21 protein-coding genes are annotated in these 24,222 nt (G+C 62.2%); 17 read left to right on the plus strand and 4 right to left on the minus strand.

The window, feature by feature from the left end; translation table 11 throughout:
• Positions 1 to 5 precede the first annotated feature (5 nt).
• Complete coding sequence (locus tag NCR98_RS29975; protein WP_250528133.1) at positions 6 to 1,157, plus strand: epoxide hydrolase family protein; 1,152 nt, start codon at positions 6 to 8, stop codon at positions 1,155 to 1,157.
• A 269-nt stretch (positions 1,158 to 1,426) separates the two neighbouring features.
• On the opposite strand, the gene NCR98_RS29980 is transcribed toward NCR98_RS29975, so the two are convergent.
• On the minus strand, positions 1,427 to 2,536 hold the full coding sequence (locus NCR98_RS29980; protein ID WP_250528134.1) for an alkene reductase: 1,110 nt from the start codon (positions 2,534 to 2,536) through the stop codon (positions 1,427 to 1,429).
• Positions 2,537 to 2,715: 179 nt separating this feature from the next.
• On the opposite strand from NCR98_RS29980, the gene NCR98_RS29985 reads away from it, so the two are divergent.
• The 14 genes from NCR98_RS29985 (at position 2,716) to NCR98_RS30050 (ending at position 19,715) form a co-directional block, all read left to right on the plus strand.
• Positions 2,716 to 3,603 carry a LysR family transcriptional regulator gene (locus NCR98_RS29985; protein ID WP_250528135.1) on the plus strand — a complete coding sequence of 296 codons (888 nt, stop codon included), beginning with the start codon at positions 2,716 to 2,718 and terminating at the stop codon, positions 3,601 to 3,603.
• 116 nt (positions 3,604 to 3,719) lie between these two features.
• On the plus strand, positions 3,720 to 4,610 hold the full coding sequence (locus NCR98_RS29990; protein ID WP_250528136.1) for an alpha/beta fold hydrolase: 891 nt from the start codon (positions 3,720 to 3,722) through the stop codon (positions 4,608 to 4,610).
• 232 nt (positions 4,611 to 4,842) lie between these two features.
• The gene (locus NCR98_RS29995; protein WP_250528137.1) at positions 4,843 to 5,724 is read left to right on the plus strand and encodes a polysaccharide deacetylase family protein; all 882 of its coding nucleotides are present in this window, start codon (positions 4,843 to 4,845) and stop codon (positions 5,722 to 5,724) included.
• 23 nt (positions 5,725 to 5,747) lie between these two features.
• Positions 5,748 to 7,118 carry an MFS transporter gene (locus tag NCR98_RS30000; protein WP_250469671.1) on the plus strand — a complete coding sequence of 457 codons (1,371 nt, stop codon included), beginning with the start codon at positions 5,748 to 5,750 and terminating at the stop codon, positions 7,116 to 7,118.
• 18 nt (positions 7,119 to 7,136) lie between these two features.
• Complete coding sequence (locus NCR98_RS30005) at positions 7,137 to 7,892, plus strand: SDR family NAD(P)-dependent oxidoreductase (RefSeq protein ID WP_250469670.1); 756 nt, start codon at positions 7,137 to 7,139, stop codon at positions 7,890 to 7,892.
• A 25-nt stretch (positions 7,893 to 7,917) separates the two neighbouring features.
• Positions 7,918 to 8,673 (plus strand): SDR family NAD(P)-dependent oxidoreductase, encoded by a 756-nt coding sequence (locus NCR98_RS30010; RefSeq protein ID WP_250494956.1) that lies wholly within the window; start codon positions 7,918 to 7,920, stop codon positions 8,671 to 8,673.
• A gap of 12 nt (positions 8,674 to 8,685) precedes the next feature.
• Positions 8,686 to 8,985: a hypothetical protein gene (locus NCR98_RS30015; RefSeq protein WP_244831737.1), complete on the plus strand. Its 300-nt coding sequence runs from the start codon at positions 8,686 to 8,688 to the stop codon at positions 8,983 to 8,985.
• The gene (locus NCR98_RS30020) at positions 8,982 to 10,031 is read left to right on the plus strand and encodes a CobW family GTP-binding protein (protein ID WP_250528138.1); all 1,050 of its coding nucleotides are present in this window, start codon (positions 8,982 to 8,984) and stop codon (positions 10,029 to 10,031) included. Before NCR98_RS30015 ends, NCR98_RS30020 begins: the two co-directional genes overlap by 4 nt.
• 41 nt (positions 10,032 to 10,072) lie before the next feature.
• The gene (locus NCR98_RS30025) at positions 10,073 to 11,251 is read left to right on the plus strand and encodes an ABC transporter substrate-binding protein (protein WP_404989379.1); all 1,179 of its coding nucleotides are present in this window, start codon (positions 10,073 to 10,075) and stop codon (positions 11,249 to 11,251) included.
• Between the two features lie 91 nt (positions 11,252 to 11,342).
• A complete protein-coding gene (locus NCR98_RS30030) occupies positions 11,343 to 12,350 on the plus strand; it encodes a GntR family transcriptional regulator (RefSeq protein ID WP_250469667.1) in 1,008 nt (335 codons plus the stop codon).
• Between the two features lie 71 nt (positions 12,351 to 12,421).
• Positions 12,422 to 13,369 carry a Solitary outer membrane autotransporter beta-barrel domain gene (locus NCR98_RS30035; RefSeq protein ID WP_502799823.1) on the plus strand — a complete coding sequence of 316 codons (948 nt, stop codon included), beginning with the start codon at positions 12,422 to 12,424 and terminating at the stop codon, positions 13,367 to 13,369.
• Between the two features lie 422 nt (positions 13,370 to 13,791).
• Positions 13,792 to 15,072: an efflux RND transporter periplasmic adaptor subunit gene (locus NCR98_RS30040; protein ID WP_250528139.1), complete on the plus strand. Its 1,281-nt coding sequence runs from the start codon at positions 13,792 to 13,794 to the stop codon at positions 15,070 to 15,072.
• A 15-nt stretch (positions 15,073 to 15,087) separates the two neighbouring features.
• Positions 15,088 to 18,222 (plus strand): efflux RND transporter permease subunit, encoded by a 3,135-nt coding sequence (locus tag NCR98_RS30045; RefSeq protein WP_250528140.1) that lies wholly within the window; start codon positions 15,088 to 15,090, stop codon positions 18,220 to 18,222.
• Positions 18,219 to 19,715, plus strand: coding sequence for an efflux transporter outer membrane subunit (locus NCR98_RS30050; protein WP_250528141.1), 1,497 nt, complete (start codon positions 18,219 to 18,221; stop codon positions 19,713 to 19,715). The genes NCR98_RS30045 and NCR98_RS30050 overlap by 4 nt, the downstream gene beginning before the upstream one ends.
• Here NCR98_RS30050 and NCR98_RS30055 read toward each other — a convergent pair.
• Positions 19,668 to 20,225: a TetR/AcrR family transcriptional regulator gene (locus NCR98_RS30055; protein WP_244831730.1), complete on the minus strand. Its 558-nt coding sequence runs from the start codon at positions 20,223 to 20,225 to the stop codon at positions 19,668 to 19,670. The genes NCR98_RS30050 and NCR98_RS30055 overlap by 48 nt on opposite strands.
• A gap of 68 nt (positions 20,226 to 20,293) precedes the next feature.
• Positions 20,294 to 21,205: a LysR family transcriptional regulator gene (locus tag NCR98_RS30060; protein ID WP_250528142.1), complete on the minus strand. Its 912-nt coding sequence runs from the start codon at positions 21,203 to 21,205 to the stop codon at positions 20,294 to 20,296.
• A gap of 135 nt (positions 21,206 to 21,340) precedes the next feature.
• Here NCR98_RS30060 and NCR98_RS30065 point away from each other — a divergent pair, with 135 nt between their 5' ends.
• Together NCR98_RS30065 and NCR98_RS30070 are read left to right on the plus strand one after the other, a co-directional pair.
• The gene (locus tag NCR98_RS30065) at positions 21,341 to 22,756 is read left to right on the plus strand and encodes an amidase (RefSeq protein WP_250528143.1); all 1,416 of its coding nucleotides are present in this window, start codon (positions 21,341 to 21,343) and stop codon (positions 22,754 to 22,756) included.
• Positions 22,757 to 22,879: 123 nt separating this feature from the next.
• A complete protein-coding gene (locus tag NCR98_RS30070; RefSeq protein WP_250528144.1) occupies positions 22,880 to 23,893 on the plus strand; it encodes a hypothetical protein in 1,014 nt (337 codons plus the stop codon).
• Between the two features lie 12 nt (positions 23,894 to 23,905).
• Here NCR98_RS30070 and hfq read toward each other — a convergent pair whose 3' ends face one another.
• Complete coding sequence (gene hfq / locus NCR98_RS30075) at positions 23,906 to 24,178, minus strand: RNA chaperone Hfq (protein ID WP_250469659.1); 273 nt, start codon at positions 24,176 to 24,178, stop codon at positions 23,906 to 23,908.
• Positions 24,179 to 24,222 lie beyond the last annotated feature (44 nt).

Genomic DNA, 24,222 nt, shown 5'->3' on the forward strand with positions numbered 1-24,222 from the left:
CCGCCATGCACATCGAGCCATTCAAGATTGCCGTTCCCGACGAAGCGATCGACGACCTGCGCCGCCGGCTACGCGATACCCGCTGGCCACCCATGACGCCATCCGAGTCTTGGAAACAAGGTATCGATATCGCGTGGCTGCGCGAACTCGTGCAGTACTGGACCGATACGTTCGACTGGCGCGCTGCCGAACGCGAGCTCAACCGGCAACCGCAATTCATTGCGGATGTGAACGGTCAGCGCGTGCACTTCGTGCATCGGCGGGGCGTGGGTCCAAAGCCGTATCCGGTCATCATCACGCACGGCTGGCCGGGATCGTTCTTCGAGTTTCATGCGCTGACGGAGATGCTGTGCGATCCCGCATCGTTCGGAGCGGACCCGGCCGATTCCTTCGATGTCATCGTGCCGTCGCTGCCGGGCTTCGCGTTTTCCGCCGCGCCCGCGCAGCCCGGCACGTCCGCGTTTCAAGTCGCCGATATCTGGGCCGCGCTGATGCAAGGTCTAGGCTACGAGCGCTTCGGTGCGCAAGGCGGCGACCTGGGTTCGGCGGTGTCGGTTGCGCTGGCGTTACGGCATCGACGGCATGTCGATGGTATTCATCTCAACTTTCTGCCGGGCTCTTACGAACCATCCGTGGATTCCGCAAACGCGCCGACGAATGCTGCCGAACAAGACTTCGTGCGCGCGCGAAGCGAGTGGGTCGCACTAGAAGGCGCCTACGCGCACATGCACAGCACGAAGCCGCAGACGCTTGCTGCATCGCTCAACGATTCCCCCGTGGGACTCGCCGCATGGATCTGCGAGAAATTCCGCGCATGGAGCGATTGCGACGGCGATGTGGAGCGCAGTTTCTCGAAGGACGAGTTGCTGACGAATCTCTCGCTCTACTGGCACACGCAGAGCATTGGCACGGCGGTGCAGATGTACTACGAAAACCGCCTGCAACCCATGCGTTTCGCTGCGGGTCAGCGCGTGTTGCCGCCAGTGGGTTACGCGCGCTTTCCCAAAGAATTGAGCCGGCCGCCGCGCGAATGGCTCGAACGTGTCTTCGATGTCACGCAATGGACCGAGATGCCGCGCGGCGGCCACTTCGCCGCGATGGAAGAGCCCGAACTTCTTGCGGCCGAAATGCGCACGTTCTTCAGGCGTTTTCGTTAGTCATGCCGCGGCGGGCGCCGCTTCACACAAGGTCAGCGTGAACGCCGCGATCTTGCAGACCGACGCGGTCAAGCCAAGATCGGTCACGGCGCAACATTCAGCGTGATCGACCCGAGCGCGGCGCCGAGTGAGAAGCCGAGACACATGAACCATGCATTGAGCGATAACGCGACAGGCGCACCGCGCAACCCCGCAACATGCCGAGCGCGAGCCAGCAGAGTGGCGTCAGAGACACCGGCGGGGAAGTAGCGTTCATGGCGGCGTCCGGCTTACGCGGCCCGTGCTTCGGCGCGATGGAACGGATAGTCGGTATAGCCAGCTTCGGTTCCGCCAAAGAACGTGGGACGGTCATACGCATTGAGCGGCCACCGATTACGAAGGCGTTCGGGCAAATCCGGATTGGCGATGAAGTCGCGTCCGAACGCCACTAGATCGGCATCGCCTGCTTGCAGGATGGCTTCGGCCGTCGGCCCCTTGAAGCCGCCCGCCGCGATGATGACGCCGTCGTAATGCTTGCGGATCAGTTGCGCGGCCACGGGTGCGGGGTCTTTGCTGTCGTCATCGACATTGCCGAGCACGCGCGGTTCGATCAAGTGCAGATACGCCAGATCGAGCTTCGACAATTCACGCGCCACGGAGGAGAAGAGCGCTTCGGGATTGCTGTCCGACATATCGCCCCACGTGCCGCTCGGCCCGAGGCGCACCGCGACGCGCTGGCTGCCCCACACGGAGATGACGGCGCGCGTGACCTCCAGCAGAAAGCGCGCGCGGTTTTCGAACGAGCCGCCGTAGATGTCGGTGCGCATGTTGCTGCCGTCTTGAAGGAACTGATCGAAGAGATAGCCGTTCGCGGCGTGCAGTTCGACACCATCGAAACCGGCTTTCTTGCCACGCTCCGCTGCTGTGCGGAAGCGCTCGACGAGTTGCGCGATTTCCGGACTGGTGAGCGCGCGGGCCGGGGTGTTGGGAATCCAGCCAGCTTCCGTATAAGCGACGCCGCCATGCAATACCGCCGACGGTGCCACCGGCGCGCCGCCATCCGGCTGCAACTGGCTATTGGACTGGCGGCCCGCGTGATAAAGCTGAAGGAAGATGCGGCCGCCTCTTTCATGCACGGCTTCCGTGACTTGCTTCCAGCCTTCGATCTGGCTGTCGTCGTAAAGGCCGGGCGCGCCGAGGTAGCCGTTGCCGTTCGGCGCGGCAATGGTCGCTTCGCTGATCAGGAAGCCGCCTTTCGACGTGCGTTGCGCATAGTACTCGGCCATCAACGGGCCGGGGATGGCGCCTTCCTCGGCACGCATGCGCGTGAGCGGCGCCAGCACGACGCGATGCGAAAACTCGTAGGGACCGACTCTGACGGCTGAATGAAGTTTGGACATGTTCTCTCTCCGGAATGCGGATGACCGTCGAATTCCTCGACGGCAGGTGTTAAGGCTTGAAGAGAGTGTATGAACCGGACGACATAAGAAAAATGGGCTAAGGTTCCGAATATATCGGACAAGAACTTCCTTAATCGGCGGATCGCGTCGCGCGAGTCGGCCAGTTCTTCGGGATACTCATGGACAGCCTAGGCGGCATTTCGATGTTCGTGCAAGTCGCTGAAACGCGCAGCTTCACGGAGACGGGACGGCAATTGGGCGTGTCGTCGTCGGCGGTGGGCAAGGGCATTGCCCGCATGGAAGAGCGTCTCGGCGTGCGGCTTTTTCATCGCAGCACGCGCAGCATTACGCTGACCGCCGAGGGCGCGCTCTTTCTCGAACGTTGCAGGCGCATCCTCGGCGAAGTCGAAGCCGCCGAAGCCGAACTGTCCAATGCAGCGGGCAGCCCGCGCGGGCGTTTGCGAATCAGCACGCCGCAATTGTCCGCGCTCATCATGCCCGCGCTGGACGGGTTCATGGCGAAGTATCCGGATATCGAAATCGATGTCGATTTGTCAGACCGTATGGTCGATATCATCGAGGAAGGCTTCGACACCGTGATTCGCACGGGCGCGCAGCACGATTCGCGGCTCGTTTCGCGGCGTCTTGGTTCATGCGGGCAAGTGGTCGTCGCGTCACCCGGATATCTGAAGCAGCATGGCGTGCCGCGTCATCCGGCGGAACTCGTGAATCACGCATGCCTGCTGCATAAGTTTCCCGCCACCGGCAAGCTCGAACGCTGGCCGTTTCAGCTCGGCACGGCGGAAGCGGAGCCCGAGTTGCCGCAGACGTTCCTGAGCAACACCATTGAAGTGCTGGCGTTCCTGGCGCTGCAAGATAAAGGACTTATCTTCGTGCCGACCTTTCTCGTGCGCGATGCGCTTGCGAGCGGCGCGCTGCAGATCGTGCTGGACGATTACATCGATCAGACGGTGACATTCTGGATTCTCTGGCCGGCGACGCGTTATGCATCGCCGAAGCTGCGCGTGTTCATCGACTACATCAGCGAGCATTTGCGGATTGCTTAGTCTCTATTGCCAATGACCTCCGCTTTCGAGCGTGTTCGATATCTAGTAAGCGCCACGCGAATCATACAGATCGTATACCCTAGCTGTCATCGAACGTCTACGTCGAGGATAAGCGCATGATCAACCGCATCGAGACCGACTTGCTTGATATCGCTTATGAAGAGTCCGGGCCGACAGACGGCTGGCCCGTTGTGTTGCTGCATGGCTTTCCCTACGACATTCATTCATTCGATGAAGTCGCGCCGCTCCTCGTGGCACAAGGCGCACGCGTCATCGTTCCTTATCTGCGTGGTTACGGTCCAACGCGCTTCCTTTCCGCCGATACCCCGCGTTCCGGTCAGCAAGCGGCGTTGGGCGCTGACCTGCTCGCATTGCTCGATGCGCTCGACATCGAGCGCGCAATGCTCGGCGGCTACGACTGGGGCGGACGCGCCGCGTGCATCGTTGCGGCGTTGTATCCCGCACGCGTCAGGGCGCTCGTCACGCTCAACGGCTACAACATTCAGGACATCGCGGCATCGGGCAAGCCGTCGTCGCCGGAAAACGAGCTTCGCTACTGGTATCAGTATTACTTTCATGGCAAGCGCGGCCGTGCCGGCCTGACCGCGAACCGCCGAGAACTCTGCCGCTTGCTGTGGACGTTATGGTCACCGAGCTGGCGCTTCGACGACGACACTTACGCCGCGACGGCCGCATCGTTCGACAACGAAGACTTCATCGATGTCGTGATCCATTCGTATCGGCATCGCTATGGGCTCGTGAATGGCGATCCGCGTTACGACGCGCTCGAACAGCAACTCGCGAAGGCGCCGCCCATCTCCGTTCCCACGATCTCGTTCGACGGCGCGGACGACGGTGTCATGTCCACCGACGGCACCGCGCATCACTCTGTGCATTTCAGCGGACCTTTTGAATATCGCGTCGTCGAAGGCGCGGGACACAACCTGCCGCAAGAAAAACCCGAGGCATTCGCCGATGCCTTACTAACGCTGCACGCGCAAACCTAAACCCCTCGCCGTCGCCTCCGTTCAATCCGGTCCGCGCTCAATGCACGGGCCGCGCCTCCGCACGCCCGCCCCTTTCATCTTCGAGATCGTTACTAAGGGTAATCCCTCATTTGCCGATTATTTTTGTACCCGGCATCGTAAACGTATGTTGTCAACGATGTACATTTAAGTGCCCGGTGAAAGCGAAGCAATGCTTCGAACCGAAAACGCAGCGCTCAAAGGAGAAAAGCAGATGGCCAAGGAAATACTCGTAGCATTCGGCATCGACGTCGATGCGGTCGCCGGCTGGCTCGGCTCATACGGCGGCGAAGACTCGCCCGACGACATCTCGCGCGGCCTCTTTGCGGGCGAAGTCGGCTCCATGCGCCTTCTCAAGCTCTTCGAGCGCGAGAAGATCAAGACCACATGGTTCATTCCCGGCCATTCGATCGAGACCTTTCCCACGCAGATGCAGGCGGTTGCGGACGCGGGCCACGAGATCGGCATCCACGGCTATAGCCACGAAAACCCCATCGCGATGACGCCGGAGCAGGAAGAAACCGTGCTGGATCGCAGCATCGACCTGGTGACGAAACTCGCGGGCAAGCGGCCGACGGGCTACGTCGCGCCGTGGTGGGAGTTCAGTAACGTGACGAACGAGTTACTGGTGAAGAAGGGCATCAAGTACGACCACAGCCTGATGCACAACGACTACCACCCGTACTACGTGCGCGTCGGCGACAGCTGGACGAAGATCGACTACAGCAAGCATCCGGATACGTGGATGAAGCCGCTTTCGCGCGGACAGGAAACGGATCTCGTGGAGATTCCCGCGAACTGGTATCTCGACGATCTCCCGCCGATGATGTTCATCAAGAAGGCGCCCAACAGTCACGGCTTCGTCAATCCGCGCGATATCGAGGAGATGTGGCGCGATCAATTCGACTGGGTGTACCGCGAGCACGACTATGCGGTGTTTCCCATCACCATCCATCCCGATGTATCCGGCCGCGCGCAAGTATTGCTCATGCTCGAACGTCTGATCGCGCATTTCCGCAAGCACGAAGGCGTGCGCTTTTGCACCTGCGATGAAATCGCCGACGACTTCCTGCGCCGCCAGCCACGCAAGTCCTGACCCTACCGATACGAGCCCATCCCATGACTCCTTCCGAGCTCAGCAAGAGCGCGCCGGCGAAAGCGAACCCGCTGTCGGCATCAAGCTTCAAACTCGAACATATAACGCCCGGCGACGTAAAACGCGCAACCGTGGTCGCTTTTTTCGCGTGGGTCTTTGCCGTGTACGACTTCATCCTGTTCGGCACGCTCTTGCCCGAGATCGGCAAGCACTACAACTGGGACGCCGCCTCGCAAGCCGAAATCGCCACGCTGGTGGCAATCGGCACGGCGGTGATCGCCTTCGCCATCGGGCCATTACTGGATCGTCTCGGCCGCAAGGCAGGGCTCTTGTGGACGGTGGCTGGCGCGGCGTTGTGCTCGGGACTGACGGTCGTGGGCGGCGCAATGGGTCAGTGGCCGCTCGTGTTCATCCGCGCACTCTCGGGTCTCGGTTATGCCGAGGAAACCGTCAACGCGACTTACCTCAACGAACTGTATTCGGCGGCCAACGATCCGAAGCTCAATCGCAACAAGGGCTTCATTTATAGCCTCGTGCAAGGCGGCTGGCCTATTGGCGCGCTGATCGCATCCGGTCTCACGGCGCTCTTGTTGCCGCGTATCGGTTGGCAAGGGTGCTTCATCTTCGCGACGTTCCCGGCCATCGTCATCTTCTTCATGACGCGGCGTCTGAAGGAAAGCCCGCAATTCCTGCTGCACAAGCGCATCAAACAGTTGCGCGAAGCCGGTCACGACGGCGAAGCGCGCAGTCTCGCGGGCACGCATTCGGTGGACTACGAGGAGCACAGCCGCGCAGGTCTTTCCGAAGCGTTTCGCGGCAGCGCATTGCGTGCGACGCTCGTGCTCGGCGGCGGCATTTTGCTGAACTGGTCCGCGATTCAGGTGTTCAGCGTGCTCGGCACGACGGTGCTCACTCGCGTGCATAACGTGTCGTTCGAAAGCTCGCTGCTGATTCTTGTGTTGTCGAACGTGATCGGCTATTGCGGTTATCTGAGTCACGGATGGATCGGCGACAAGATCGGCCGGCGCAACACGCTCGCCATCGGCTGGATGCTCGGCGGTCTGTCGTTCGCGGGCATGCTTTATGGTCCGAGCAGCCAGGGCGTGGTCGTCGCGCTCTATAGCCTCGGTCTCTTCTTCCTGATCGGACCGTATTCGGCGGCGCTGTTCTTCATCGGCGAAAGTTATCCGACGGCCATTCGCGGCACGGGCAGCTCGATCGTCCATGCAATGGGTCCCATCGGCGCGATCCTCGCGGGCGTCGGCGTCACCTCGATGCTCAATCACGGTAGCGACTGGCTGCACGCGGCGCTCTGGTTCGGCGCATTGCCGTGTTTCCTTTCCGGCGTGCTAATTATGTTCGCGCGTCATGTCGATCCCACCGAAATCAAGTAACTCCACTGGAGGTCTTTCGTGAAAGCAGCATTGGTAACGGGCGCGGCGAGCGGCATTGGGCAAGCGCTGGCCGTGGCATACGCGCAGATCGGCGTGGCCGTGGTCGGCGGATACTTTCCGGGCGACCCGCATGACCCGCAAGTCACGGCAGCCGAAGTCGAGAAGGCGGGCGGTCAGTGCGTGATGTACGCGGTGGACGTGACTTCCGCCGAGGAAGTCGAAGCCTTCGCGAACGAAGCGATCACGCGCTTCGGACGCATCGACTATGCGGTGGCGAATGCGGGCTTGCTGCGCGCATCGCCGCTCACCGAGATGAGCGACGAACAATGGCATCAGATGCTCGATGTCGATCTGTCCGGTGTCATGCGCACCTTCCGTGCGGCAGCGCGGCATATGACCGATGGCGGCGCGATGGTCGCGATATCGTCCATAGCGGGTGGTGTCTATGGATGGGAGAACCACACGCATTATTCCGCCGCGAAGTCGGGCGTGCCGGGACTGTGCCGCGCAGTGGCGATGGAACTCGCGCCGCGCAACATCCGTTGCAACGCGGTCATTCCGGGCCTGATCGAAACGCCGCAATCGCTCGATGCCGTCAATTCGCTCGGCCCCGATGGCTTGCGCGAAGCCGCGAAGGGCATTCCGCTCGGACGCGTCGGCAGGCCGCAAGAAATCGCCGTGCTGATTCGCTATCTGACGAGCGACGACGCCTCCTACATCACCGGCCAGTCGATCATCGCGGATGGCGGACTCACCGTGCGCTGGCCCGGCTGATTCTCACGCACAGGAACAACAGCACATGGCATCCTTTTCACTCGAAGGCCGTCGCGCGGTCGTGACCGGTGCGGCAAGCGGTATCGGCGCGGCAATTGCGCTCGCTTATGCGGAAGCGGGCGCGCGTCTCGTGCTCGCGGATCTCAACGAAGCGCGTCTGGCCACACAAGCGGACGCATGCCGCGCGCTCGGCGTCACAGTGCAAACCGTGATCGCCGATGTCGGCGAAGAGGCGGGCGCGCACGGTATCGTGGATCGTTGTATCGAGGCTTATGGCGGCATCGACATTCTCGTGAACAATGCGGGCATGCTCACGCAGGCACGCTGCACGGACCTCACCACGTCAATGTGGGACGACATGATGCGCGTGGACTTACGCAGCGTGTTTCTCTGCTCGCGTCGCGCATTGCCTTCGATGACCGCGCAGCGCTGGGGACGCATCATCAACGTGGCGTCGCAGCTCGGCATCAAGGGCGGCGCGGAACTCACACATTACGCGGCGGCCAAGGCGGGCGTGATCGGCTTCACCAAATCGCTCGCGCTGGAAGCCGCGCCCGACAACGTGCTCGTCAACGCCATTGCGCCGGGGCCGATAGAGACACCGCTCGTCGATGGAATCAGCGCATCATGGAAGGAGATGAAGGCGAAAGAACTGCCGCTGCGCCGCTTCGGCCGCGCGGAAGAAGTTGCGCCCACAGCGGTCTTGCTCGCCTCCGACCCGGGCGGCAACCTGTTCGTCGGGCAGACGCTCGGACCGAATTCCGGCGACGTCATGCCTTAAGAGGGAGGTTTCATGTGCGGCATGTGCGGATTACTGGGCGGCGGACGGCACTGGTCGAACACGGTTTCGGCGGGCGCGGGCGTGAATGCGCGCGCGCAGCGCTATGCGCAGGTCGCGCATGCGAACCGCGTGCTCGAAACGTTTCGTCTGCGTCTTGCCGACTTTCACGGCCAATCGTTCGTACTCTCTTCGCCGACCGGCGCGCAATTGATGATCGAAGACTTCATGCAGATATGGAAGGCCGCGGAAAGCATGCTCGGGCGTCCGCTCGATCCGCTGACACTTTTCGCCGACGACGAGACCGCGCCATGAGCCTTGCCTACGATGTGATTCCGGTGATCGTCGTGACGGGCTTTCTCGGCAGCGGTAAATCGACCTTCCTTGCAGATGTCCTCAAGGGCGATGCCGCGCGCGATACGGCCGTGCTCGTCAACGAATTCGGCGAAGTCGGGCTGGACCATTTGTTGATCGGCAAGGTGGAAACCGAGACCGTGCTGCTCGACAACGGTTGCGTGTGCTGCGCCATTCGCGGCGAGTTGAAGGACGCGCTTGCGCACCTGTTCTCACGACGCGCACGCGGTGAAGTGCCGCCGTTCTCGCGTGTGGTGCTGGAAACGACGGGGCTTGCCACGCCCGCGCCGATCATGGCGACCTTGCTCGGCGATCGCGTGGTATCGAGTCATTATTCGATCGCGTCGGTCGTCACCGTGGTCGATGCCGTCAACGCGCGTCAGCAACGCGAGCGGCATTCCGAATGGCTCGCGCAAGTGGCGGCTGCGGACCGTCTACTCATCAGCAAGACGGACCTCGTGGATGAAGCTCACGTCGCGGCACTCGAAGCCGAACTCGAACGCGTGAATCCGGCCGCGAGCATGGCGCGCCGTACCGTTCACGACGATGCATCCGCGGTGCTCGGCCTTGCAGCGCATGTGCCGGATTTCGCGGACTTCGTGCGTCGCACGGGCATGACATCGAACGCACGACGTGACGATGGCGAGCGTCCATTGGCGCGTCTTTCGCAACACCGGGAGAACCTCTCGACGCTGACTTCCTTCTCTATCGATTTCGACCAGGCACCCGACTGGCCCGTGTTCACGTTATGGTTCACCATGCTGCTCAACCGTCACGGTGATAACATCCTGCGCGTCAAGGGACTGCTCGCCATTCGCGGCGAGTCCCAACCGGTCGTGCTGCATGCCGTGCATCATCTCGTGCATCCCGTATTGCATCTCGACGCTTGGCCCGGCGGCGCGCCGCTTTCGCGACTCGTGTTCATTACGGAAGGACTGGATCGCGACGCAGTGGCTGATTCCTACCGGCGCTTTTGCCGGCACCTCGAGACAGAAGCCATAGATTGAATCCCGTCCGCTCGAATCTCTCCGGTCCACAAGCACCTGCCGTGCATCCGTCGAAAGTCGAGTTGCGCGTGCTCGGCACATCCGTCACGCTACAGGAACATCTGCGCAAGCGCGCGGAGCAGGACCTGGGTATCAAACTGCGCTTCATCGTCGATGACGGTTCGAGTGTGCAGCGCGAAGGCGTGATGCATCCGGACCGCTACGAACTCTACGATCAATGGTTTCATAGCATCGAATGCCTGTGGCCCGCGCATGCGTTGCAGCCTATCGATGTCGCGCGCATTCGTCGTTGGGACGAGGTCAACACACTTGCGCGCACCGGACATACCGGACGCAATTTGAGCAATGGCGTGGGCTGCGTGCCCGCCGACCGCCTCTTCGTGCAGACGGACGGATCGCTTGCGCGCAAGCCGAGTAAGCGCATCAGCATGCTGCCGCTCACGCACAATGCAGACAGCTTCGTCTACCTCGAAGATGCCATGCCGCCTTCGCTTCTTGCAGGCGAGGAAAGCTGGGCATGGCTGCTTGCGCCCGAACTTGCGGGACGCGTGGCGCTGCAGGCGGATGCGGCCATCGGCGCGATCGATGCCGCGCTGGCGGTGCAAGCCTGCGGGCTGATGCGCTTCGAGGATATCGGCAACCTGAGTATCGAAGAGATCGATGCGTTGATCGCCACGCTCATCGACTTCAAACGGCGCGGTCATTTCGCGGGCTTCTGGTCGAGCTTCGCCGAAGCCGCGCAATTGATGATCGCGGGCAAGGTCGTGATTCAAAGCATCTGGTCGCCGGCGACGGTCGAACTGGAACGCGCCGGTTTGCGCTTTCGGCTCGCGCGGCCGCGTGAGGGGTATCGCGCTTGGTTCGGCGGTATCGGTATATCGCGGCTCGCGCATGGACGCATGCTCGATGCCTCCTACGAATATCTCAACTGGTGGCTCGAAGGATGGGCAGGCGCGACCATGGCGCGTCAGGGCTTTTATATCTCGAACCCGGAGCGTTCGCGCGAGCACATGAGCGACGCCGAATGGGCGTACTGGTACGATGGCAGGGAAGCGCCCAAGGACCTTCCCGGCCCGACGCGCAAGCATCTCGTGCCTGCCGGACAGATGCGCGACGGCGGCAATTACGTCTCGCGCATGAGCCGGGTCGCCGTGTGGGACTCGGTGATGGACGAGCATAACTATCTCGTACGCCGCTGGACCGAATTCATGCGGTCCTGACAGCGAAGTTCGTTCAACGATGACAAGACGCGCAAGCGCTTCCCGAACCACCGCTCCTCTCGCAGACGCAGAGGACACGGCAGACGCATCGATGGCATCGGTCGACTCTATCGAACCGGACAGCCGTCTGCGTTACCGGCTGATTCACGATCATCTCAAGACCGCGATTGCACTCGGCAATATCGCGCCGGGTCTCGTGCTGCTCGAAGGTCCCGTCGCGCGTATCTTCGGCACGAGCCGCGTGCCGGTGAGAAAGGCCTTTGAGATGCTGCATGCGGGCGGCCTATTGCATACCTTCGACGGACGCGGTTATCTCGTGGCGCATCCCGACGGCGGCGTGCCGGAGCCGCTACGTGCGCCGCTTTCCGAAGATGCGCTCGGCTTCGACCGCCCGCCCGAGCCGCTCGACATTCCCTCGAATAGCGAGCGCATTTACGACGCGCTCGAAGGCGTGATTTCGCTTGGCATCGTGTTCGGACATTTTCGGATCGACGAAAGCGACGCGGCCGAAGCGTTCGGCGTGAGTCGCGGCACGGTGCGTGAGGCGCTCAACCGTTTGCGCGATCGCGGGTTGGTGGAGAAGTCGGCGTATTCGCATTGGCTATGTGGACCGCTTACCGCGCGTGCCGTGGCGGAAGACTACGAGTTGCGCGTGTTGCTCGAACCTGCTGCGCTGTTGGCAAGCGCGCCTTCGTTGTCACGCGCGCAACTGGAAGCGGCGCTGGTTGAGATCGAGCGTGCGATTGCGCTGCCCGATTCCGTCGATGCCGCAGCGCTCTATCGCATCGAAACCACGCTGCACGACAGCTTGCTGAGTTTTTCGCGCAACCGCAAATTACGCGCGGCCATCGGTCATGCGCACATGCCGCTCATCGTGAATCATGCCTTCTACGATGCCTTCAATCTGCATCCGGAAGCGGGTATGTTGAGCGAGCATCGCGAGGTCGTTCGTCTTCTTCTGAAGGGCAATGCGCAGGCTGCCGCCGATGCGCTCACGCAACATCTTCGCGCCGGACAGAAGCGCACGCTGCAGCGCTTGAAAGTGCTGGCGGTCTTGCCCGATCCCGACTTGCCGGCGTATATGCAACGCATCGCCTGATAGTCACGTGACAACCGCGCCGCTGTGCGATGATGCGACGTATAGCCCGAAGGAGCCCGAGCGTGCGTCGAATGCCTCTTGGCGGTTGCATCGTTGCTGGCGTTCTTGCGAGCGTGGCCATGCCACGGGTCGCGTTTGCGCAGTCGGTCGCGGATCAGGTCGCGGGCGTCCGGCTCGGCTCGGGCTATGCGCAACTGCTGAACCTCGCCGCCACGCCGGATATCAATTCCGCTCACTTCGACCTCTCCAATGCGGGCATCAAGCCCACCATCGACATCTTTCGCGTGCCGTATGAGTCGAAGCTCGCGACGATCACACCCGGAAGCGATATCTTCTGGCGTGTTTCCGCGGGCTATCTTTCCAATCGCGCGACCTTGCCAGTGGATTCGCCATCGCCCGGAGCGGGCAGTATCGGAAGCAAATGGTCCGCTTTCAGTCTGGGCGGCGGCGTAGTGTTGCGTCAGAAGCTCGGCTATGGTTTCACACTCACGCCCGCCATCGATGCCGGACTCGCGCGCCTCATCAACGGCGCCAGCTACGAAGGCTCCGCGAAGCCGCTGAGTTCACTCACCGATGGCGTGCTCTTCAACTGGCATACGAATGCATGGCTCGTCACGCCGAACGCCGGCATCGAATGGATGCGTGAGCAGGCCGAGCAAAGCCTCAGCGTCAAGGCACATATTGCATGGTCGTGGATCTCGACCTTCGATGAATCGCCGGGACTCGAGGGCTTTCGGGAAACCGCCGGCGTGTACTCGCTGCGTGTGGAATATGCACGGCCGACATCGCTCAGCGTGTTCGAGCGCAAGCTCGACTGGTTCGTGCGCAGCGGCTACGGCGGCTTCTTCGGCGCGAACCGAAGTGCGCTCGGCTTTTCCACTGTTGCCGAAGTCGGCCTCGGCTTGCTGACTCCGTTGAGCGCCAAAACTCAGGGTGGAACCAGCGTGAAACTAGGCGTGAGCTATTTGTTCGGACCAAACATCCGGGGTTGGTCGGCAAGCCTGGGCCTGCAGTACTGAACAAAAAAAAGCGCACGGCGCAATGCCGTGCGCTCCGGCAGCAAAGGGCGGGGGTTGGAGGAGTCCACCCATCGATGCCTGCAAGGCGGACGAGAAACAACCTCTATCCGCAACCGTTGACGGCTCCATGACGAGAGCCATCACTCGCCACACTACAGCACGGCATTCGCCGCATAAATCGCTCTGTCTGAACACACATGACACGGCGCGCGAACAATCGCGCAGAGCCTTGTCCGGCCGAAGCTTGCGCACGTTCCGTTTTTCATATTCCGGTTGCGACTATTGAAAACGCTTGACCAATAAGATTGTATACGTAATCTAAACGCCTTTAGACGATGGTTGACATCCAAACGAGCCGGACGGGACACGTCTTCCCGAGCGGCGCTCGGCGGACGATCCCAATTCTCTTGAGGTGAACGCAGGTGGATACGAAAGCAAAACTCGATGACGAGGCAGAGGCGCGGCAAGGCCATCGTCCGCCAGCCCGGCGCCGCACCGCCACGTGGATCGCCATTGCGGCCATGCTGGCCATAGGCGGCGGATGGTTCTACAACAACCATCGCAATGCCGGAAGCACCGCAAGTGTGCAAGCCGCACCGCCTCGTCATGACGTGACCGTGAGCAAGCCAGTGGTGCGCGACCTCGATACGCGTTTAGGGTTTCTCGGTCAGTTCTCGGCTGTGGATCAGGTCGAGCTTCGCGCGCAAGTGGGCGGAACGCTCACGGGCATCCACTTCAAGGATGGCGATGTCGTCCGCAAAGGCGATCTGCTCTTCACTATCGATTCCGTGCCGTACGAGATTCGGCTCTCTCAGGCAAAGGCGCAGCAGCAGACCGCGCAAGCGCGTCTCGTGCTTGCGAAGCAGGAACTGGAGCGCGCGCAGGAGTTGCAGCGAGGCGATGCCGGCACGCGGCAAAGCGTCGAACAACGCACTTCCGAACTGCATGGCGCAGAGGCCGCGTTGGACGATGCCGCCGCGCAGATTCGCGACGCGCGCTTCGATCTCGATCACTGCAAGATCTTCGCGCCGTTCACCGGACGCATTGGCAGGCATCTGGTGTCGGCGGGCAATCTGATCGCGGGCAGCCGCGCGGCGACGAGCCCCACCACGCTGCTCGCCACGCTCGTTTCGCTCGACCCCATCTATCTCGACTTCGACATGAGCGAGTCTGACTTTCAGTCGTTCTCGCGCTATCGCGCGGATACGAAAGGGCCGCTTGCGAACAGGGTCGAGCTGGCCTCCGGCGAGGGCACGGACGCGGACTATTCGCGTCAGGGCACGCTCGACTTCCTCGATAACGTGATCGACCGCGCGAGCGGCACCATTCATGCACGCGCCACCGTGCCGAACGCCGACTTGCGGCTCACGCCCGGCGAGTTCTCGCGCGTGCGGCTTGCCGTGGCGCATCCCGCGGCGACCTTGCTGGTGCCGGATGCATCCGTGTTGCCGGATCAATCCGAGCATGTCGTGATGACCGTTGCAAACGACGGCACCGTCACGCCCAAGCGTGTGGAGATCGGCGAGATGCGCGGCGGCTTGCGCGTGATCCGTGCGGGACTGACACGCGATGATCGCGTGATCGTGGATGGTCTGCCATTCGCCGCGCCCGGCTCGAAGGTGACTACGCGCGACGGTACCGTCCGCTATGAGGCGAACGACGCGCAGACGACGCGGACCACGCAGACAGCGCAATCGAAATAGCGGAACGACACACTCATGCGTATTGCTCACTTCTTTATCGACCGTCCACGATTCGCGACGGTCGTCAGTGCCTTCCTGACGTTGATCGGACTCGGCGCCATGTACGTGCTGCCGGTTGCGCAGTATCCCGAGATCGTGCCGCCGACCGTGCAGGTGACGACATCGTATCCGGGTGCGTCGGCGGAGACGATCGCGCGTACGGTAGCGACGCCGCTCGAACAGCAGATCAACGGCGTCGAAAACATGCTCTACATGGGCAGCCAGTCGACCGGCGACGGCAGGCTCACCGTAACGGTCACGTTTCGCATCGGCACCGATCTGAACGTTGCGCAGATGCTCACGCAGAACCGCGTGCAGGATGCCTTGCCGCGCTTGCCTGAAGACGTGCAAAGACTCGGCGTGCAAGTGCGCAAGTCCACGCCGAGCATTCTGCTCGCGGTGCATCTCTATTCGCCCGACAAGCTGCGCGACACGTTGTATCTCTCGAATTACGCGACGCTGCATGTGAAGGACGCGCTCGCACGTATTCAGGGCGTGGGCGATGTGCAGTTCCAGGGCGCACGCGAATACGCGATGCGCATCTGGATCGACCCCGATCGTGTCGCGGCGAGCAACCTCACCGCAAGCGAAGTGCTGACGGCACTGCGTGCGCAGAACCTGCAGGTCTCCGCGGGCGTGCTGAACCAGCCGCCATCGGGCAACAGCGAGGCGTATCAAATCAACGTCGAGGCACTGGGGCGTCTCGCCACGCCGGAGCAGTTCGGCGATATCGTCGTGAAGTCGGACGGACAGGGGCGCATCACGCGTATTCGCGATATCGGCCGCGTGGAAGTGGGCGCGGCGGACTACGGTTCGACCGCCTTCATGGATCGCAGCGATGCGTCGACCTTGCTCATCTATGCCGAACCCGGCGCGAACTCGCTCGCGGTCGAGAAGGCCGTGCTCGGCGAGATGCGTGAACTCAAGCGTGACTTTCCGGCGGGTCTCGACTACAAGATCATCTATGACCCGACGATCTTCATCGGCAAGTCCGTCGATGAAGTCGTGACGACCATCTTCGTTGCGATCCTGCTCGTGGTGGCCGTGGTCTTCGTGTTCCTGCAGAACTGGCGCGCGACGATCATTCCCGTGGTGGCGATTCCGGTGTCGTTGCTCGGCTCTTTCATCGTGCTCGCTGCGTTCGGGATATCGCTCAATAACCTCTCGCTGTTCGGGCTCGTGCTTGCGGTGGGGATCGTGGTGGACGATGCCATCGTTGTCGTCGAGAACGTCGAGCGGAACATGCGCGCGGGCATGTTGCCTGTGGAAGCCGCGCATCGCACGATGGACGAAGTGGGCGGCGCGCTGCTTTCGATTGCGCTCACGTTGTGCGCGGTGTTCGTGCCATCGGCTTTTCTGAGCGGCATCTCGGGACTTTTCTTCCGGCAGTTCGCAGTGACCATCGCGGCGTCGACGGTGATCTCGTGTTTCGTTTCACTCACGCTGAGTCCGGCACTGTGCGCCGTGCTTTTCAAGCCGCATAGCGAACACGATGCCGAGCGTTCGAACTGGGCTTCACGCATCATGCACGGCGGCTTTGCGCGCTTCAATCGCGGCTTCGAGAGGCTTTCGTTCGGGTACGGTAACGTCACGCGAAGGCTCGTGCGCGGGTTGACCGTGGTGCTTGCAGTGTATGTCGCGCTCATCGGATTGACCGCGCTGCAATTCGCGCGCACGCCGACGGGCTTCATCCCCGAGCAGGATCAAGGTTACCTGATTACCGTCGTGCAGTTGCCGCCAGGTTCGTCGCTGCAACGCACGGAGAAGGTCGTGCGTGAGGCCATCGATATCATCTTGTCGACACATGGTATCGAGCACGTAGCGCCCTTCGTCGGGCTCGATGCAACCACGCTCACGGTGGCATCGAATTCTGGCACGGTGTTTTCAGGCTTGCCTTCGCTCTATAGCCACTCGCTGCCGGGCGTGACGGCCAACACCGTACTCGCCGATATGCGCAAGCGCCTCTCGGTCATCAAGGACGCATACGTGTTGACCATTCCGCCGCCGCCGGTGCAAGGCATCGGCAATGCAGGCGGCTTCAAGATGATGCTCGAAGATCGTGCGGGCCTTGGACCGGAAGCGCTCGTGAAGGCCGCGAACGCACTCGTCGCGGCGGCCAATCGAGATCCGAATCTCGCGGGCGTGTTCACGCTCTTCAATGCGGGCTCGCCATCGGTGTTCGCGAACATCGACCGGGTCAAGGCGCAAAAGGTCGGCTTGACGCCCACGGATGTGTTCTCCACCTTGCAGGTCTATCTCGGCTCGCAATACGTGAACGACTTCAACTATCTGGGCCGCACGTATGAAGTGATCGTGCAGGCGGACGGGCGTTTCCGGCGGACAGGTGAGGACATTACGCGGTTGAAGGCGCGCAATCAGGCCGGCGATATGGTGCCGATAGGAACCGTTGCGCATCTGGAAGACCGCACGATTCCGTATCGCGTGCCGCGCTATAACCTCTATCCGGCAGCGGAAATTCAGGGCGTTGCAGCGCCGGGCGTGGCGACGGGCACCGCGCTGCATCGCATGGAAGAGCTTGCGCATCAGGTGCTGCCGCAGGGCATCGGATTCGAATGGACCGAGCTTGCATATCAACAGCAACAACGCGGCACGCCCACGCTCGTCGTGTTCGGCGCGGCGGCGCTCTTCGTGTTCCTCGTGCTCGTGGCGCAATACGAGAGCTGGAAGTTGCCGCTTGCCATCGTGCTGATCGTGCCGATGTGTATTCTCGCGTCAGTCACCGGGCTTTCGTTGCGTGGCATGCCGATAGATATCCTCGCGCAGATCGGCTTCGTCGTGCTCGTCGGGTTGGCGGCGAAAAACGCGATTCTGATCGTCGAGTTCGCGAAGCAGAAGGAAGACGAGGGCGTGTCCGCCGTCACCGCTGCGGTGCATGCGGCGCGTACCCGTTTGCGGCCCATTCTCATGACCTCTTTCGCGTTCATTCTCGGCGTCGCGCCGTTGGCCGTGGCAACCGGCGCGGGCGCGGAGATGCGGCAGTCGCTCGGCACCGCCGTGTTGTTCGGCATGCTGGGCGTGACAGGCTTCGGTCTGCTCTTTACGCCAGCCTTCTATGTATTCATTCGCCGGTTCGGCAAGGGGCGTGCATGATGAAGCCATCGCTCACATGGATTGCGTCATCGACGTTATTCGCGGCGCTTGCCGGTTGCGCAGTCGGCCCCGACTACGTCACGCCTGAAACGGCCCTGCAACCGCTGCAGCACGTGCCCGCACAAACCGGCAAGACCGCTCCACCGCTCGATACCTGGTGGACCGGCTTCGACGATCCCATGCTCGTCACCGTGGTCGAGCGCGCGTTGTCGCAGAATCTCGATCTCGCGGCGTCGTTCGCGCGAGTACAGCAGGCGCGGGCGGCAGCGGCATCGGCGGGCGCGCAGTTGTTGCCGACGGTGGACCTCGATGCATCGGCGAGCGCGCAGCATCAAAGCCTCGTCAGCCCGCTCGGCTCGCTTGCGCGCACTTTCCCCGGCTATAGCCGCGATCAGCGTGAATACACGGTAGGCGCGGCGGCAAGCTGGGAAATCGATCTGGCAGGCGGTCTGCGTCGCGATGCGGCCGCCGCCACGCGCGAGGAAGAAGCCGCGCAGGCCGAGCAGGCCGGCACACGCGTGACAGTCGCCGCCGATGCCGCCGATGCCTATCTGCAAGTGCGCGGCTTTCAGGCACGTCTTGCGGTGGCGCAGGACCAGATATCGACGGATGCGAGACTGCTCGACATCGTGCGTCTGCGTGTGGCCGCGGGCGCTGCCGACGAACGCGAAGTCGCGCAAGCCGATGCACTGCTCAAACAAGCGCGCACCGTGGTTCCGACGCTCCGTGTGCAACTCAACGCGCAGTTGAATCGACTGGACGTGCTGATGGGCGTGCAGCCCGGCACGTATGCGAGCGAATTGGCGACAGCGGCGGATATCCCCGGCATTCCATCCATCGCTGCGTCGCCCGATACCACCGCGCTTTTGCGTCAACGTCCCGATGTGATCGCGGCGGAGCGGCGCCTCGCGGCATCGAATGAACGTATTGGCGCTGCGATTGCCGACTATTATCCGAAGCTCTCGCTAACTGGTCTGCTCGGCTTCGATAGCGGCGGCTCGCATGAGCTGTTCACGGCGCGCGCGTTTCAACCGGCGATTACGGCGGGACTGCGCTGGCGTCTCTTCGACTTCGGCAAGGTGGATGCGGAAGTCGCGGCGGCGCGTGGCGCGAATGCGGAGGCGCTGGCGGTTTATCGGCAGAGCGTGTTGCGTGCGGCGGAAGATGTCGAGAACGCGTTCGTCGCGTTGAGCGAAACGCAGAACCGGGGTATTGAACTCGATGCCGAGGTGGCCGCGCTCACGCGCGCACGCGACTTGTCGCAGCGCGCTTATAAGGCCGGTGCGATCACGCTCACGGACGTGCTGGATGCAGACCGTCAGTTGCTCGTGGCACGCGACGATCTCGATGCCACGCGCGCCGATGCAGCGCGTGCGGCGGTCGGCGCATTCCGCGCGCTTGGCGGCGGCTGGCGTACGCAACCCGCCGCTACCGCAGACGATGCCTCACTGAGCGAGCGCCTTTCTGGCCTCGCGAAGGATGGTGTCAGATAGCGCTGGCTCGTTGACCATGCGCGCCAGCGTCAGCGCCCCGATCATGGTGGAGAGCATGACGAGCGCCTGCTTCCTCGCGGCGGCGGGCGGCTCGTCGAGACTACCGGCGAACAGTTCGACCAGGCGCTCGATGCCCGCGGTCGCGGCGGTGCGCACTTCGTCGCTGGAACGCGCGAGTTCGCTCGACAGCGCGACGAACGGACAACCCGCGCCCGCGTTGTCGCGATGCTCCGGCGAAAGGTAATCCGCAACGGCGGCGTTGATGCCGCTCTTGCGCGTAAGCGCCGACGACATGGTCTCGCGCAACGTGTCGCTCGCCAGTTCGAGCGACTCCAGCACCACTTGTTCTTTCGATCCGAAATGCTTATAGAAGCCGCCGTGCGAGAGGCCGGCTTGCGCCATGAGATCGGCGAGCGCGGTGCCATCTATACCGTTCTCACGAAAGCGCGTGGACGCCGACTCCACTATGCGTTCGCGCGTTTCGGCTGCTTCCTGTCGGGACTTGCGCATGACGTGTCTATCTCTCTTCCAAATGGATGTAATTTAACATCCAAAAGCGTGCGTGACCAATCGCATCTTCAACGCTTCTTCAAAGGCGCGCCCACGCTGCCGATGTCGTTCAACGCTTCGAGAAAGGCCGCGACCTTCGGCAATTTTTCGCGGCCATGCGCGTAAGCTGCGAAGACTTCGAGCGGCACGAAGGAAAGTTCGGGCGCGGCATCGACGACACTGCCATCGGCCAACGCAGACCCTATCGCATACATGGGCAGGACCGCGACGCCCAGACCCGCGCGGCAAAAGTCCGCAAGCGCGAACAAATCGCTCACGACCATCTTCGGCGTGAAGCTGATCTCGGTTCGTGTGCCTTGCCAGATGACATTCCAGCTCGTGCGCGGCGCGTAGGTCTGCAGCGCGAGGCATTCGTGCGCGACGATCTGCGCAGGCTCGGTGATCGGCCCATGCATGGCCACGTACGCCGACGACGCGCACAAGCAAAGATCCGCCGAGGCAATGTGCCGCTCGCTGATTCCCGATTGCGATGTCGATGCAAGGCGCACGGCGACATCGAAATTGCCTTCGAGCAGGTCGGCATAGCGATCCGAGAGATCGACCTCGAAACGCAGCCGCGTATGACGGTTTGCAAGCCGCGTAAGACATGGAATGACGCAGGCGCGGCCGAATGCGGTCGGCATCGTGATGCGCAACAGGCCTTCGGGTTCGGCCGCGCCGCGTTGCGCTTGCGCTTCGGCGTGTCGAAGACGCAAAAGGATGTCGCGTAATTCGCTCGCGTAGGACTTGCCGGCATCGGTCAACGCGACATGTCGCGTCGTGCGTTCGATGAGGCGCACGCCAACTCTGCTCTCCAGAAGCGAAATGCGCCGGCTGATGGTGGATTGCGTGACACCCAGTTCGCGCGCCGCAGCGCCGAACCCGCCGTATTCGGCGACGAAGAGAAACGTTTCGGCTTCCAGCAAGCCTGTGCCATTCATGCGTTTCCTCGATTTCTCATATCCACGCTGGTGATGTTAATCGAGTTGGCGGATGGATGTACTCTGGTTTCGTTCGCTGCATCGTCGTCGCAACGCTCAAGCGCACGCACCGAAAAACCATCAAAGGAGCATCAGATGAATTCCAACGATCGAACCCGCATTCACTACGCAAGCGCAACCGAACTCGCGCGCCTCATTCGCACTCGCGAATTGTCGAGTGTCGAAGTGATCGAGGCTCATTTGCATCGCATCGAGGCCGTGAATCCCAAAGTGAATGCCGTGGTGACGCTAATGGGCGAACAGGCCCTCGAAGCCGCCAGGCAGGCGCAACGAGCCGTGATGAGCGGCGCCACGCTCGGGCCGCTGCATGGCGTGCCTTTCTCCATCAAGGATGCACTCGATACCGCCGGCGTGCTCACGCAGCGCGGCTCGCGGCTCTTTGCCGGCAACGTACCCGCGCAGGACGCTACGTCGGTTGCGCGCTTCAAGGCCGCAGGCGGCATCCCGCTCATGAAAACCAACTTGCCCGAGTTCTCGGCGTGGACCGAGACCGATAACCTCGTTACCGGCCGAACCAATAATCCGTGGAATCTCGAACGCACGCCGGGTGGTTCGTCGGGCGGCGAGTCGGCCGCGATCGCGGCTGGCATGTCGCCAATCGGTATCGGCAGCGATGTTGCCATTTCGGTGCGCGGGCCGGCGGCGTTCACTGGCATCGCCGCACTCAAGGCCACGCATGGCCGCGTGCCTTATACGGGCCACTATCCGGGCGTGATCGCGCGCTGGTGGCATGTCGGGCCGATGGCTCGCACGGTCGGCGATGTCGCGCTCGGTTACTCGATTCTGAAAGGCCCCGATGGCGTCGACGGTTACGCCGTGCATGCCCGCAACGCCGACGCGGACCGTGCCGGGATCGCAGGTCAGCCCGTGCGGGTAGGATGGGTATCGGATGCCGCGTTCGGCCCGGTCGATCCCGAGATCACCGCCGCGGTCAAGGCTGCCGCCGCGCGTCTTGCCGATCTCGGCTGCGATGTCGAAGAGGTACGCCTGCCGTTTCTCGGCGAGCCGCTCAGTGCGCTGATGACGCTTGTCTTCGGCGAGCTCGTGCCGTCCGTCAAGGCCATAGTGAAAGGCCGCGAGAACGACTTGCACGCGATAGGCAAGGGCATCGTCGAGACGCCGGACCCTGCGTTCGCCGACTTCATCGGCGCCGAAGCGAAAGCGGAAGCGCTCAGGTCTGCGTTCGCCGGATTCTTCGAGCAATACGATGTGCTGCTTTGCCCCGTGAATCCGATGACCGCAACGCCGCACGGCGCGCAGGAACTCGTGGTCAATGGCGTGACGGTGCCGTGGACGCATGTGATGAGCGCAACGTCACCGTTTAATCTGACCGGCTTGCCGGCGCTTTCGGTGCCCTTCGGCTTCAGCTCGGAGAACTTGCCGATCGGCGTTCAGTTGGTCGCGAAGTGGCTCGATGAAGCCACGATCTTGCGGCTCGGCGCGCTCATCGAGCGCAAGGGCGGCCTCGGCGAGCGGCGGCCTGCTATCTGAGCGGTGCGCGGCATCGGCGAATGTGTGCGCTTGCGTACGCAGACGAATGCAAATCGCGAGGCTTCGTCGCCTATCGCCTAAGCTTTCAGAGCGCCGGGTTCGTCCCGGCTGCCTTGAGCTTCCATGACGAAAAGGGCGGGGGAGACGATGCCGGACAAACTGACAGTAATTCAGTCGCAGCAGATGAACGCGCACGGCGAGCCGGACGTGGGCACGTTCAACTGTCAGTTCCTGGCGCAAGGGGACTCGTGGTTCACGACCAATACGGTCGAGCATTGGAGTTCGTCGAATCTGCTCAAAAACCTGGAGTTCGCGCAGGCGGCGGTCGCCGTGAATTGCGCCGACCCCGGCGATACGCTCACTCACATGGTCGACCTTCGTCGAGACCCTTTGTTTTATTCGCTGCTGGCCGGTCCCAAGGAACAGCCGTGGAGCGCGATTTTGCTTTCGGGCGGCGGCAACGACCTCATCGATGCCGTGCAGGTCGCGGCGATCGGCGACAACGGTGTGCCTGTCGCGCCGCACGAAAGACTGCTTCTCACGAGCGACGAATGGGGTGGGCCGCTCGCCGCCGCCGATAATCGCTACATCTCGGCGCAAGGTTGGGAGACCTTCAGGCTGCATCTGGAGCAGCAATTCAAGGCGCTGGACTTCATGCGATCGAAGAGCAAACACAACACGAATACGCCGATCTTCACGCACACCTATGACTACGCGACGCCTCGCGCGAGCGGCGCGGGTTTGGGAATTGGACCGTGGCTCTTGCCTGCGCTGACAGACTATAAAATCCCTGCGAACGACTGGAACGCCATTGCGGACGCGTTCATCGACAAACTTGCTTCGATCAGCATGAGCCTCACGTTGCAAAATTTTCATGTGATCGATACGCGAGGCATCCTCACGCGCGCCGATGCGCAAGCGTCGGGCATCAGCAATGATTGGGAAAACGAAATTCACGCGACCGAAGCCGGATACGGCAAGCTCGCGGTGCCTTTCGTCAGTCGCGTGAGCACGGTGCTGGGGTTGGCTGCGCCAGCGTCGCCGCTCGGTGTGATCGAGACGGCGCCAGCGCCCGTGGTGACACCGGCCGTTGCAGCGAAGCGTCGCGGGCGAGGCACCGGCGTCAGACCGGCGTAAAGGTACTGCGGTCTATTTTCGATGCGCGCGCTCGACGCGCGTCATCGAAGCGCGTTCGTCCGTCCGTTTGGGCGGGAGCGTGTGCGGTTCGCAAACGGTCGATATCGCGTTCTTATAGATGGTCTGTATGCCGTTCGGCGATTGCACCGCGAGCACGTATTTATCGAACGATTCGATCAGTCCTGTCAGCTTGATCCCGCTCACGAGAAAGACCCATACGGTTTTTCGCTCGGCGATCAAGGTCTCGAGGAAAGTCGACTGAATGTCAGTATCGGCTTGAGTCATGGCGGCCGTCCCTTTCCGTGAGTACATCGCTCCCAGAATACGCG

Origin of the sequence: Caballeronia sp. GAWG2-1 (assembly GCF_023631405.1) — a bacterium.
Lineage (GTDB): Bacteria > Pseudomonadota > Gammaproteobacteria > Burkholderiales > Burkholderiaceae > Caballeronia.

Excerpts from the sequence above, each read along its gene's own strand:
- NCR98_RS30065 (WP_250528143.1), top strand. The coding sequence starts at position 21,341 with ATGAATTCCAACGATCGAACCCGCATTCACTACGCAAGCGCAACCGAA.
- NCR98_RS29990 (WP_250528136.1), top strand. The coding sequence starts at position 3,720 with ATGATCAACCGCATCGAGACCGACTTGCTTGATATCGCTTATGAAGAG.
- NCR98_RS29985 (WP_250528135.1), top strand. The coding sequence starts at position 2,716 with ATGGACAGCCTAGGCGGCATTTCGATGTTCGTGCAAGTCGCTGAAACG.
- NCR98_RS30055 (WP_244831730.1), bottom strand. The coding sequence starts at position 20,225 with ATGCGCAAGTCCCGACAGGAAGCAGCCGAAACGCGCGAACGCATAGTG.
- NCR98_RS29980 (WP_250528134.1), bottom strand. The coding sequence starts at position 2,536 with ATGTCCAAACTTCATTCAGCCGTCAGAGTCGGTCCCTACGAGTTTTCG.
- NCR98_RS30015 (WP_244831737.1), top strand. The coding sequence starts at position 8,686 with ATGTGCGGCATGTGCGGATTACTGGGCGGCGGACGGCACTGGTCGAAC.
- NCR98_RS30010 (WP_250494956.1), top strand. The coding sequence starts at position 7,918 with ATGGCATCCTTTTCACTCGAAGGCCGTCGCGCGGTCGTGACCGGTGCG.
- NCR98_RS30050 (WP_250528141.1), top strand. The coding sequence starts at position 18,219 with ATGATGAAGCCATCGCTCACATGGATTGCGTCATCGACGTTATTCGCG.
- NCR98_RS30060 (WP_250528142.1), bottom strand. The coding sequence starts at position 21,205 with ATGAATGGCACAGGCTTGCTGGAAGCCGAAACGTTTCTCTTCGTCGCC.
- NCR98_RS29975 (WP_250528133.1), top strand. The coding sequence starts at position 6 with ATGCACATCGAGCCATTCAAGATTGCCGTTCCCGACGAAGCGATCGAC.
- NCR98_RS30000 (WP_250469671.1), top strand. The coding sequence starts at position 5,748 with ATGACTCCTTCCGAGCTCAGCAAGAGCGCGCCGGCGAAAGCGAACCCG.
- NCR98_RS30030 (WP_250469667.1), top strand. The coding sequence starts at position 11,343 with ATGGCATCGGTCGACTCTATCGAACCGGACAGCCGTCTGCGTTACCGG.
- NCR98_RS29995 (WP_250528137.1), top strand. The coding sequence starts at position 4,843 with ATGGCCAAGGAAATACTCGTAGCATTCGGCATCGACGTCGATGCGGTC.
- NCR98_RS30070 (WP_250528144.1), top strand. The coding sequence starts at position 22,880 with ATGACGAAAAGGGCGGGGGAGACGATGCCGGACAAACTGACAGTAATT.
- NCR98_RS30045 (WP_250528140.1), top strand. The coding sequence starts at position 15,088 with ATGCGTATTGCTCACTTCTTTATCGACCGTCCACGATTCGCGACGGTC.
- NCR98_RS30020 (WP_250528138.1), top strand. The coding sequence starts at position 8,982 with ATGAGCCTTGCCTACGATGTGATTCCGGTGATCGTCGTGACGGGCTTT.
- hfq (WP_250469659.1), bottom strand. The coding sequence starts at position 24,178 with ATGACTCAAGCCGATACTGACATTCAGTCGACTTTCCTCGAGACCTTG.
- NCR98_RS30035 (WP_502799823.1), top strand. The coding sequence starts at position 12,422 with ATGCCTCTTGGCGGTTGCATCGTTGCTGGCGTTCTTGCGAGCGTGGCC.